Source organism: Streptomyces sp. ISL-66 (assembly GCF_018614135.1).
GTDB lineage: Bacteria > Actinomycetota > Actinomycetes > Streptomycetales > Streptomycetaceae > Streptomyces.
The window spans coordinates 1-11,698 of the sequence record NZ_JAGGOW010000024.1 but is presented as its reverse complement, the minus strand read 5'-3'; the positions used below and the strand labels follow the sequence as shown (position 1 = coordinate 11,698).

Below are 11,698 nucleotides of genomic sequence, written 5' to 3'. Positions count from 1 at the left end.
GGCGCGGATCGCGCGGCGCGGGCTCCGGCCGCGGGGCCGCCTCGGCGGGCCGCAGTCCCGCCCTGCGCCGTACGGTCTGCAGGGCCGCGGCCCCGAGTAGCGCCTCGGGGCTGCCCTGGCGCCGCTCGGTGCCCAGCAGGGCCGCGCCGACCAGTTCGTCCCAGTCCCCGTAGGCCGTCGTCTCCGCGTTCATCGGATCCCCTCCCTTGTCCGTATGCCCCGCGCGCTCGTGCCGTGCTGCGCGCCGTGTCGCGTGCCGTGCTCCGGTCCCGCCCCCTCCGCGGGACCGGAGCAGCTCTGTTTTCCGTGGCGTCGTGACCCGGCTGGGCCGCGGCGCCACGACTGCGGCCTCAACTGGCGTGGTTGTCGTCCACAAAAGCCCCCCGGCTCAGTCGTTCGCACCCGGCGGCGCCCCCCGGCGCCGCCGTTTCCCACCCCCGGTGCCCCTCAGGGCGACGTCAGTGCCACCGGCTCCGAGGAGTCCGGCTGCCATGCCGTCAACGGGGTGAATCCGCGGTGTCCGCATTCGCCGAACACCGTCACCGGCCCGCCCCCCGAGAGCGCGGCCAGCTGCCACAGCCCCGTGCGGGGCCGGCTCCCGGCCCCGGTCAAGGCCACGGGCAGGGCGGACGTCCCTTCCACGTCCGCCAGTTGCCAGGCTGTTTCTTCCGGAGGTCCTCCCGGCTGTCCCCCCGGTCCGCCCGGTATCGGCACCACCGGGCCGAGCACCACCGGCCAGGACTCCAGCCAGGGGTCCTCGCGCAGTGCCGCGCCGTACGCCTCCAGTGCCGCGCCCGTGCTCACGCCCGTCGGCCTGCCCCCGTACGGCGCGGCCGCGGCGAACCGCTCGCCGAGATCCGCACGCAGCCCCGCGGAGCCGGGCCGGAAGCGGGCCTCCGCCTCCAGCACGAGCCCGACGGGCAGTGCGAGCCCCGGTGGCCGCCCCGGCGGCCCGAAGTCCAGGACCAGGGCCGTCCGCCCGCTCGCCAGCCCGCGCAGCCATATCCGGCGGGTGGTGAGGCGGCCGTCGGGTGACGCCGTGTCGTACTGGGCCAGCACGAGCCAGCGGTCCCGTACCGCCTCGCCCTCCGCCGTGGACGGCAGCCCCACCCTGGTGCGGACCGTCGAGGCCAAGGTCTCCGGCAATCCGGACACGCCCAGCCAGGCCCGGTCCAGCAGGTGCAGCAGCGCGGCCTCCTCCAGCATCCGGGCGGGCCATCCGGTGCCGCAACTGGGTATCGTCCCCAACTCCCGGACCCGCGCGGCCAGCCCGGGAGCCTGCGCGTCGACCATCCGGGCGGCGGTCTCCTCCCACGCCGCGTACCCCGCCTGCTCCTGCCCGGCCAGGCCCCCGCGCACCAGGTCCGCGAGCCGCTGCTCCAGCTCGGTGACGCCCGCGCCGATCCGGGCCGCCCGTCGCTCGGCCCGCTTGCGGGCGGCCTCCGCGTCCGCCGGACCGCCCGCCGCGGAGCGGTCGGCGGCGGGCCGCGCGGCCTTCGCCGCCCGCTCCGCGAGCCACTCGGCCGCCCAGTCCGGCGCCCCGGGCGAAGCCTCCTCCGAACCCCCTCCCCAGCTCCCTCCTGACCCCCCCTCCCGGCCCCCCCCCCCCCCCCCCCCCCCCCCCCCCCCCCCCCCCCCCCCCGCAAGCCAGGCGCGGTCCCCCCGCCCCTGCCCCTCCCCCCCCCCCCCGGGCACCCCCCCCCCCCCCCCCCCCCCCCCAGAAGCCCCCCGCCCGCGCCCCCCCCCCGCCCCCCCCGCCACCCNNCCGAGCTCCCTCCTGACCCCCCTTCCGGGCCCCCACTCGATCCCCCTCCAGAGCCCCCACCCGAACCCCCGACCGGATCACCCACCCCTTCCGTCGACCAGAGCAACAGCAGCCCCAGCGCGTGCTTGCAGGGGAACTTCCGGCTCGGGCAAGAGCACTTGTACGCCGGGCCGGTCAGGTCGACGACCGTCCGGTACGGCTTGCTGCCGCTGCCCTTGCACAAACCCCACAGCCCACCGGAAGCGGAACCTCCGGTCTGCGACCACGGCCCCGCCCCGCCGAGTCTGGTCCCCGCCTTGCGTGACGCGTCGTCAGGAGCCAGAGCCAGTACCTGTTCCGCTGTCCAGCGGACCCCCTGCTCAGTCATGTGTCCCACCGTAGAGACCCCCACTGACAATCGCTCTGACCTGCAACGACACGTCGTCCGGGGGCCGTTGTCAGTGGTCGGGTGCATCGTGGTTCCAGCAGTCGGAAGCGGCTGTCAGGCATTGGAGGGGGACCATGACCACGACCGAGAACGAGACCGCCACCGAGGCGCTGCGACCGCACGCCGAAGACGCCTTCGCGCACGAACTGAAAGCCCTGGCGGCTGCCGACGACCGGCCCCGCCCGACCCGCTGGAAGCTCTCCCCGTGGGCCGTGGCGACGTACCTGCTCGGCGGCACGCTCGACGACGGCACCGTCATCACGCCCAAGTACGTCGGACCGCGCCGGATCGTCGAAGTCGCCGTCACCACGCTCGCCACCGACCGGGCCCTACTGCTCCTCGGAGTCCCCGGGACCGCCAAGACGTGGGTGTCCGAGCACCTCGCCGCCGCCGTCAGCGCAGACTCCACGCTGCTCGTCCAGGGCACCGCCGGCACCCCCGAGGAAGCCATCCGCTACGGGTGGAACTACGCCCGCCTCCTCGCCCACGGGCCCAGCCGGGAAGCCCTGGTACCGAGCCCCGTCATGCGGGCCATGGCGGAGGGGATGACCGCCCGCGTCGAGGAACTCACCCGCATCCCCGCCGACGTCCAGGACTCCCTCATCACCGTCCTGTCCGAGAAGACCCTCCCGATACCGGAGCTCGGCCAGGAGGTGCAGGCCGTGCGCGGCTTCAACCTCATCGCCACCGCCAACGACCGCGACCGCGGGGTCAACGAGCTCTCCAGTGCGCTGCGCCGCCGCTTCAACACCGTCGTACTGCCGCTGCCGGCCACGGCCGACGCCGAAGTCGACATCGTGGCCCGCCGCGTCGACCAGATGGGCCGCGCCCTCGACCTGCCCGCCGCGCCGGAGGGCCTGGAGGAGATCCGGCGCGTCGTCACCGTCTTCCGCGAGCTGCGCGGCGGCATCACCGACGACGGGCGCACGAAGGTGAAGACGCCCAGCGGCACCCTGTCCACGGCCGAGGCCATCTCGGTCGTCACGGGCGGCCTCGCCCTGGCCGCCCACTTCGGGGACGGCGTGTTGCGCGCCTCCGACGTGGCCGCCGGGATCCTCGGGGCCGTCGTGCGGGACCCGGCCGCCGACAAGGTCGTCTGGCAGGAGTACCTCGAGGCCGTGGTGCGCGAGCGCGACGGCTGGAAGGACTTCTACCGCGCCTGCCGCGAGGTGACGGTATGAGCCCGCGGACGGAGGAGCGCGGGCCGCTGCTGCTGGGCGTGCGCCACCACGGCCCCGGCTCGGCCCGCGCCGTGCGGGCCGCCCTCGACGCGGCGCAGCCGGCGGCCGTCCTGATCGAGGGACCGCCCGAGGGGGACGCGCTGCTGCCGCTGGCCGCCGACCCCGGGATGCGGCCGCCCGTCGCGCTGCTCGCGCACGTCGCCGACGATCCCGGGCGGGCCGCGTTCTGGCCGCTGGCCGGCTTCTCCCCGGAATGGGCCGCCATCCGGTGGGCGCAGGCGCGGGACGTGCCGGTCCGGTTCATCGACCTCCCCGCCGCGCACTCCCTGGCCCCGTCGGGCGAGGGGGCGGGCGCGGCGGAGGCGGGGGGCGAGGGGGACGAGGAGGGCGAGGAAGCGCTGGACTCCGTCCGGCTGGACCCGCTCGCCGTCCTCGCCGCGACCGCCGGTTACGACGATCCGGAGCGCTGGTGGGAGGACGTGGTCGAGCACCGGGGCGGGGCGGATGGTGCAGGAGGCGACCCGCTGGGTGTGTTCGAGGCGCTCGGCGAGGCCATGGGCGCCCTCCGCGAGGAGTACGGGGCCGGCGGCCACCACCGCGACCTGGTGCGCGAGGCGTACATGCGGCAGCGGATGCGGGCCGCGCGCCGCGAGTTCGGCGACGGGTACGCCGTGGTCTGCGGGGCCTGGCACGTCCCGGCCCTGCGGGCGAAGACCACCGCGGCCGCCGACAAGGCGCTGCTCGCCGGACTGCCCAAGGTCAAGGTCGAGACCACCTGGGTCCCGTGGACCCACCGGCGCCTCGCCCGGGCCGGCGGGTACGGGGCCGGCATCACCTCACCCGGGTGGTACGCGCACCTCTTCGCGGCCCGGGACCGGCCCGTCGAGCGGTGGCTGACCAAGGTCGCCGGCCTGCTGCGCGAGGAGGACCGGCAGGTCTCCCCGGCGCACGTCATCGAAGCCGTCCGGCTCGCCGACACCCTCGCCGCGATGCGGGGCAGGCCCGTGCCGGGGCTGACGGAGACCCTGGAGGCGGTCAGGGCCGTGATGTGCGAGGGGTCCGACATACCGCTCGCGCTGATCGAGGACCGCCTCGTCGTGGGAGATGTGCTCGGCGAGGTCCCGGACGCGGCGCCCGTCGTGCCCCTCCAGCGGGACGTGACCCGCCATCAGCGCTCGCTGCGCCTGAAGGCCGAAGCGCAGGACCGGGAGCTGGAGCTCGACCTGCGCAAGGACACCGACGCGGCCAAGTCCCTGCTGCTGCACCGGTTGCGGCTGCTCGGCATCGACTGGGGCGTGCCGGTGGCCTCGCGGGGGAGCACGGGCACCTTCCGGGAGACCTGGCGGCTCCGCTGGGAGCCGGAGCTCGCGGTGCGGGTGGCCGAGGCCGGCATCTGGGGGACGACGGTGCTCGGGGCGGCCACCGCCCGGGCGGAGGCCGAGGCGGCGGGCGCCGAGGAGCTGGGCGCCGTCACCGCGCTGGCCGAGCGGTGCCTGCTGGCCGGGCTCTCCGAGGCGCTGCCCGCCGTCCTGCGGGCGCTCGCCGACCGGGCCGCGCTGGACACCGATGTGGCCGGACTGGCCAAGGCGTTGCCCGCGCTGGCCCGTTCCCTGCGGTACGGGGACGTGCGCGGCACCGACGCGGCGGCGCTGGGCACGGTCGCGGCCGGGCTCGCGGAGCGGATCTGCGTGGCGCTGCCGCCCGCCTGCGCGGCGGGGCTGGACGCCGACGCGGCGGCGGAGCTGCGCGCGCACGTGGACGCGGTGCACGGCGCGATCGGACTGCTGGGCGCCGCCGGGGCCTCCGGCGGGGCCGAGGTGGGGGTCGAGGCTGTCGGGGTTTCGGCTGGGTGCGGCGTGGGGGTTGAGGAGGCCGGGGTTTCGGGCGGGGTCGAGGTGGGGGTTGAGGCGGCCGGGGTTTCGGGTGGGTCCGGTGTGGGCGTCGAGGCCGTCGGGGTTTCGGGTGGGTGCGGCGTGGGGGTTGAGGCGGCCGGAGCCTCGGGTGGGTCCGGTGTGGGCGTCGAGGCGGCCGGGGTTTCGGGTGGGACCGGTGCGGCGAATGAGGCGGCCGGAGCCTCGGGCGGGGCTGACTTGGGGATCCAGGCTGCGGGGACCGTCAGTGGGGCCGGCGCCGGGATCGAGGCTGCTGGGGCCTCCGGTGGGGCCGATGCCGGGATCGGGGCCGCCGCGACCTCCGGTGGGGCCGGGGTGGGGATCGAGGCCGCCAGGGCCCCTGGTGGGACCGGCGTGGGGGCCGAGGTCGTCGGGGTCGACGCCGGGGCCGATGGGCTGCGGGAGCGCTGGTCGGCGGTGTTGCGGGCGCTGGCCGGGCGGGACACCGTCCCCGGGCTCATACGCGGCCGGGCGGCCCGGCTGTTGCTCGACGACGGGCGGCTGCCGCCGCAGGAGACGGCCCGGCTGATGGGGCTCTCGCTGTCCCCGGCATCGGCTCCGGCCGACGCGGCGGGCTGGATCGAGGGCTTCGCGGGCGGCGGCTCGGGAGGCGGCACGCTGCTGGTCCACGACGAGCGGCTGCTCAGGCTGATCGATGGGTGGCTGGTGTCGGTACCGGAGCGGGCGTTCGTCGACGTACTGCCGCTGCTGCGGCGGACGTTCGGGTCGTATGAGCCGGGGGTGAAGCGGACCTTGGGGGAGCTGGCACGCCGGGGGCCGGCCGTGGCCGCCGGGCACCCGGCCGCGGTGGGATCCGGCTCCTCGGTCGGGGCCGGCTTCGGCGCGGAGCTGGACGCGGGGCGCGCGGATGCGGTGGTGGACCTGGTACGGCTTCTGCTGGCGGGAGCGGTGACCTGACCGGGGCCGGGTCCCGGGCCTGTCTTCCGGGCCCCGGCCGCAAGTCCTGGCAGGGCTGCGGGGTGGGCCGCTGCGCGGGGTCTGTCCCCAACCCGCCCTCCACCCTCTTCCAGACTCCGCCCGGGGGACCCAGCCGGGCTCCGCCCGGTCCCGAAAGACCTGGGGCTCCGCCCCAGACCCCGCGCCTCAAACGTCGGCGGGGCTGGATTTGGCAGGCGGGCATGGATTATGCCCGGCGGCTGGGCCGGGCCGGGCCGGGCCGGGCCGGGCCGGGCTTGGCAGGGCAGAGCTTGGCTTAGCGAGTCCGGGCTGGGCCTGGCTGGGCTGGGCTGGGCTGGGCCTGGCGAGTCCGGGCTGGGCCTGGCTTAGCCGGGCCCGGCCCGGCCCGGCCCGGCCGGGCTAAGCCAAGCCCGGCCTGCGTGGATTGGGAAGTGCCGGTGGTGAGGGCCGGTGGGGTGGTGTCCGGTGGTGACGGCCGGTGGGTGATGGCCGGTGGTAGTGGTGATGACGAGAGCAGGGGGACGGGTCGATGAGTGGTGCGGAGGTTTCGGTGGTGGGTGGGGCCGAGGAGCGGGTGCGGCGGTGGCGGATGGTGCTCGGTGGGGAGGCTGACGGGACCGGGTGTGTGCTCGCTGGGGCGGACGCGGGCATGGACGGGGTGCTCGGGGCGCTCTACGGAGGCGGTGGTGGGGGGCGCAAGGGTGCGGGGGAGCGGTCGGCCGGGCTCGGCGGGTCCGCGCCGAACGTTGCGCGCTGGCTCGGGGACATCCGCACGTACTTCCCCAGCTCCGTGGTCCAGGTCATGCAGCGGGACGCGATCCAGCGGCTCGGCCTGTCCGCGCTGCTGCTGGAGCCCGAGATGCTGGAGGCCGTCGAGCCGGACGTGCACCTCGTGGGCACCTTGCTCTCCCTCAACAAGGCGATGCCGGAGACGACCCGGGAGACGGCCCGCGCCGTGGTCCGCAAGGTGGTCGAGCAGCTGGAGAAGCGGCTCGCGAGCCGGACGCGGGCCACCCTCACCGGCGCCCTCGACCGGTCGGCCCGGGTCAGCCGGCCCCGGCACGCGGACATCGACTGGGACCGGACCGTCCGGGCCAACCTGAAGAACTACCTCCCCGAGTACCGCACCGTCGTCCCCGAACGGCTGATCGGCTACGGCCGTGCGGCCCAGTCGGTGAAGAAGGAGGTCATCCTCTGCATCGACCAGTCGGGCTCGATGGCGGCCTCCGTGGTCTACGCCTCCGTCTTCGGTGCCGTCCTCGCCTCCATGCGGTCGATCGCGACCCGCCTGGTCGTCTTCGACACGGCGGTCGTCGATCTGACCGAGCAGCTCGACGACCCCGTGGACGTGCTCTTCGGCACGCAGCTCGGCGGGGGCACCGACATCAACCGTGCGCTCGCCTACTGCCAGTCGAAGATCACCCGTCCTGCTGACACGGTCGTCGTCCTCATCAGTGATCTCTATGAGGGCGGGATACGGAACGAGATGCTGAAGCGGGTCGCCGCGATGAAGGGCGCGGGCGTCGAGTTCGTGACGCTGCTCGCGCTGTCCGACGAGGGCGCGCCCGCCTACGACCGCGAGCACGCCGCCGCACTGGCCGCGCTGGGCGCCCCCGCCTTCGCCTGCACGCCCGACCTCTTCCCGGACGTGATGGCCGCGGCCCTGGAGAAGCGGCCCCTTCCGGGGCCGGTCCCCGTCCCCTGAACACGCCGGCCGCACGGGCCGTCCGGGCGCTCCCATATCGGCGGATCACACGAAGATGCAGTTCAACCGTGAGGCGATCTGTGACAGGTATCACCGCTCAGGTGTGATCTGCGATTTAGGGACCTACGTCCCACGGGGATAACCTGCGGGACGGACATGCCGCGTCCACGGTCACCGTGTGCGCCTTCCTTGTGACAGCGCGCCGTCACGTTGCCCTTCGCGGCACGCCCACGCAGATAGCAGACAACCGCGAATCACTGCGAATCTTTTGAAGACAAGGGACGGACGCGCGTGGACCTGTTCGAGTACCAGGCGAGGGACCTCTTCGCCAAGCACGGTGTACCGGTGCTGGCCGGTGAAGTGATCGACACGCCTGAGGCAGCCCGAGCGGCCACCGAGCGCATGGGTGGCAAGTCGGTCGTCAAGGCGCAGGTGAAGGTCGGCGGCCGCGGCAAGGCCGGTGGCGTCAAGCTCGCCGCCACCCCCGACGAGGCCGTCGCTCGCGCGACGGACATCCTCGGCATGGACATCAAGGGCCACACGGTCCACAAGGTGATGATCGCGGAGACCGCTCCCGAGATCGCCGAGGAATACTACGTTTCCTACCTCCTCGACCGGACCAACCGCACCTTCCTGGCCATGGCCTCGGTGCAGGGCGGCATGGACATCGAGGAGGTCGCGGAGAAGACCCCCGAGGCCCTCGCGAAGGTCCCGGTCAACGCCAACGAGGGCGTGACCATCGAGAAGGCCCGCGAGATCGTCGCCCAGGCGAAGTTCCCGGAGGCCGTCGCCGAGCAGGTCGCCGAGATCCTGGTGACCCTGTGGGCGACCTTCATCGCCGAGGACGCGCTCCTCGTCGAGGTCAACCCGCTCGCGAAGGTGGCCGACGGCCGCGTCATCGCGCTCGACGGCAAGGTCTCGCTCGACGAGAACGCCGAGTTCCGTCAGCCGGGCCACGAGGAGTTCGTGGACCACGCTGCCGCGAACCCGCTCGAGGCCGCCGCCAAGGCGAAGAACCTCAACTACGTCAAGCTCGAGGGCGAGGTCGGCATCATCGGCAACGGCGCGGGTCTCGTCATGAGCACCCTCGACGTCGTCGCGTACGCCGGCGAGAACCACGGCGGCGTCAAGCCCGCCAACTTCCTGGACATCGGCGGTGGCGCCTCCGCCGCCGTCATGGCCAACGGTCTCGAGATCATCCTCGGCGACCCGGACGTCAAGTCCGTCTTCGTCAACGTCTTCGGTGGCATCACCGCGTGCGACGAGGTCGCCAACGGCATCGTCCAGGCGCTGAAGCTGCTCGAGGACAAGGGCGAGGCGGTCACCAAGCCGCTCGTCGTCCGCCTCGACGGCAACAACGCCGAGCTGGGTCGCAAGATCCTCTCGGACGCCAACCACCCGCTGGTCCAGCGCGTGGACACCATGGACGGCGCGGCCGACAAGGCCGCCGAGCTCGCGGCTGCGAAGTAAGGGCAGAGGTCACAGACTCACATGGCTATCTTCCTCAACAAGGACAGCAAGGTCATCGTCCAGGGCATGACCGGTGCCACGGGCATGAAGCACACCAAGCTGATGCTGGCTGACGGCACCAACATCGTCGGCGGCGTGAACCCGCGCAAGGCCGGCACGACCGTCGACTTCGACGGCACCGAGATCCCGGTCTTCGGTTCCGTCGCCGAGGCGATCGAGAAGACGGGCGCCAACGTCTCCGTCCTCTTCGTCCCGCCGGCCTTCGCCAAGGCCGCCGTCGTCGAGGCCATCGACGCCGAGATCCCGCTGGCCGTCGTCATCACCGAGGGCATCGCGGTGCACGACTCCGCCGCCTTCTGGTCGTACGCCACCAGCAAGGGCAACAAGACGCGGATCATCGGCCCGAACTGCCCGGGTCTGATCACCCCCGGCCAGTCCAACGCCGGCATCATCCCGGGCGACATCACCAAGCCCGGCCGCATCGGTCTCGTGTCCAAGTCGGGCACGCTGACCTACCAGATGATGTACGAGCTCCGTGACATCGGCTTCTCCTCCGCCGTCGGCATCGGTGGCGACCCGGTCATCGGCACCACGCACATCGACGCCCTCGAGGCGTTCGAGGCGGACCCCGACACCGACCTGATCGTCATGATCGGCGAGATCGGCGGCGACGCCGAGGAGCGTGCGGCGGACTACATCGCCAAGCACGTCACCAAGCCGGTCGTCGGTTACGTCGCGGGCTTCACCGCCCCCGAGGGCAAGACCATGGGCCACGCCGGCGCCATCGTCTCCGGTTCCTCGGGCACCGCGCAGGCCAAGAAGGAGGCCCTCGAGGCCGCGGGCGTCAAGGTCGGCAAGACGCCGACCGAGACGGCCAAGCTGGCGCGCGAGATCCTGAGCGCCGCGCAGTAGTAGCAGTAGCAGCAGTCGGCGTACGCGGCTCCGTACGGATATCCGTACGCGGCTCGCGCGCAGTGACGGGCGTGGCCCGCACCCTGTGAAGGGGTGCGGGCCACGCCCGTTTTCTCGTACGGATTCCCTCGCGGGACCCGGGACCCGGACCCGGGACGAGGACCGGGTCTCACTCGGCCTTGGGGGAGACCCTCGCCGGTCCTGCCGCGGGGTCGGACAGGAGCTTGTCGTGCAACTGCCGGCCTTCGTCCGAGAGCTGCTGGGGGCCGCTGTGCGGGGGCACGCCCGACACGTTCGCGCCGGGGGCGCGCGGGGGGAGGTACTCGGTCGGCGCGGTCGCCGCCGTGTACGCCGCCGCGACGGCGATCACCGTCGTCAGCCCGAGGGCCGCCCGCGTCCACAGCCGCGCCCGGCCCTCGCAGGTCGCCCGTACGACGGCTGCGGAGCGCGGCTCCAGCGGGACGGCAGGCGTCAGCGAGCCGAGCCGCTCGCGCAGCAGCGCGGACTGCTTCTCGGGAGCCGCGGCGGCCAGTTCCGGGATCCGGTCGGCGAGCTCGGCGTGCGCGTTGACCAGGCGGCCGCCCGCCGTCGGGGTCGAGGCCTCGGTCTCGGCGGCGGTGTCCGGGAGGTCCAGCCCGACGCCGTCGTAGAGGAGCACGGTGCGGCGGTGGGCCGGCGGCAGCGCGAGCACCGCGTCCATGAGGATGCGGTCGCCGGGGTCGGCCGGGGGCTTGTCGGGGTGTTTGTGGGCCCGTCTGAACTGGTGCCAGGGCGAGAGCGCGTACTCGTACGCGGCCGCGCGCACCCAGCCGACCGGGTCCGGGTCGGTGGCGACCTCCGGCCAGCGCGCCCACGCCTTGCGGAAGGCGTCCTCGACGGCCTCCTGCGCGAGGGCGCGGCGGCCGGTGAGGAGGTACGCCTGGCGGGTGAGGGCGGGGGCGGTGCGGTTGTAGAGGATGTCGAAGGCGGCCGCCGCGGTGTCCGCGCGGGCGCCCTCCGGGTCGGTACGGGCATCAGTACTCGGGTCCGCTCCGCCGGGGTCGGGCTCCGCGCCGGGGGCGTCGGCCGGGTCGGTGGCGGTGCCGGGGTCGCCGGTGCCTGCGTCGGGGCCGGCGTCGAAGCCCCCCTCCGGCGCGGTGCCGATGCCCGGGTCGCCGGTGCCTGCATCCGGGCCGGCGGTGTCGGCGCCCGCGCCCGGCCTGGTGCCCGCGTCCGGGCCGGTGTTGGTGCTCGCACTCGGGCCGGTTTCGGTGCCCGGGTCGCTGGTGCTTGCGCTGGGGCCGGTGTTGGTGCCCGCGTCCGGGCCGGTGCCGGTGCCCGCGCCCGGGTTGGTGCCCACACCCGCGCCGGTATCCGTGCCCGCGCCCGGGCCGCCGCCCGTGCTCGCGCCCGCGTCGGTGTCCGGGCCGCCGCCCGTGCCCGTGCCCG

At 74.4% G+C, this 11,698-nt stretch carries 6 protein-coding genes and 3 pseudogenes; 5 read left to right on the top strand and 4 right to left on the bottom strand.

Annotated elements, in window-relative coordinates:
- The 3 pseudogenes from J7E97_RS04885 to J7E97_RS04870 form a co-directional block, all read right to left on the bottom strand.
- Positions 1-193 (bottom strand): annotated as a pseudogene (locus J7E97_RS04885) (hypothetical protein); the annotation flags it as partial.
- Positions 194-447: 254 nt separating this feature from the next.
- Positions 448-1,548 (bottom strand): annotated as a pseudogene (locus tag J7E97_RS04880) (SWIM zinc finger family protein); the annotation flags it as partial.
- A gap of 311 nt (positions 1,549-1,859) precedes the next feature.
- Positions 1,860-2,132, bottom strand: a pseudogene (locus J7E97_RS04870) (SWIM zinc finger family protein); the annotation flags it as partial.
- 134 nt (positions 2,133-2,266) lie between these two features.
- Here J7E97_RS04870 and J7E97_RS04865 point away from each other — a divergent pair.
- From J7E97_RS04865 to sucD, 5 genes are all read left to right on the top strand, one after another.
- On the top strand, positions 2,267-3,373 hold the full coding sequence (locus tag J7E97_RS04865; RefSeq protein ID WP_215022697.1) for an AAA family ATPase: 1,107 nt from the start codon (positions 2,267-2,269) through the stop codon (positions 3,371-3,373).
- The gene (locus tag J7E97_RS04860; protein ID WP_215022695.1) at positions 3,370-6,183 is read left to right on the top strand and encodes a DUF5682 family protein; all 2,814 of its coding nucleotides are present in this window, start codon (positions 3,370-3,372) and stop codon (positions 6,181-6,183) included. The genes J7E97_RS04865 and J7E97_RS04860 overlap by 4 nt, the downstream gene beginning before the upstream one ends.
- A gap of 529 nt (positions 6,184-6,712) precedes the next feature.
- Positions 6,713-7,888, top strand: a complete 1,176-nt coding sequence (locus tag J7E97_RS04855) for a VWA domain-containing protein (protein WP_215022693.1) — start codon at positions 6,713-6,715, stop codon at positions 7,886-7,888.
- Between the two features lie 291 nt (positions 7,889-8,179).
- A complete protein-coding gene (sucC, locus tag J7E97_RS04850; protein ID WP_215022691.1) occupies positions 8,180-9,358 on the top strand; it encodes an ADP-forming succinate--CoA ligase subunit beta in 1,179 nt (392 codons plus the stop codon).
- 21 nt (positions 9,359-9,379) lie between these two features.
- Entirely contained in the window at positions 9,380-10,270 is an 891-nt protein-coding gene (gene sucD, locus J7E97_RS04845) for a succinate--CoA ligase subunit alpha (protein WP_215022688.1), read from the top strand.
- Positions 10,271-10,439: 169 nt separating this feature from the next.
- On the opposite strand, the gene J7E97_RS04840 is transcribed toward sucD, so the two are convergent.
- On the bottom strand, positions 10,440-11,698 hold a 1,259-nt coding region (locus J7E97_RS04840), incomplete at its 5' end, for a DNA-directed RNA polymerase sigma-70 factor (RefSeq protein ID WP_215022687.1).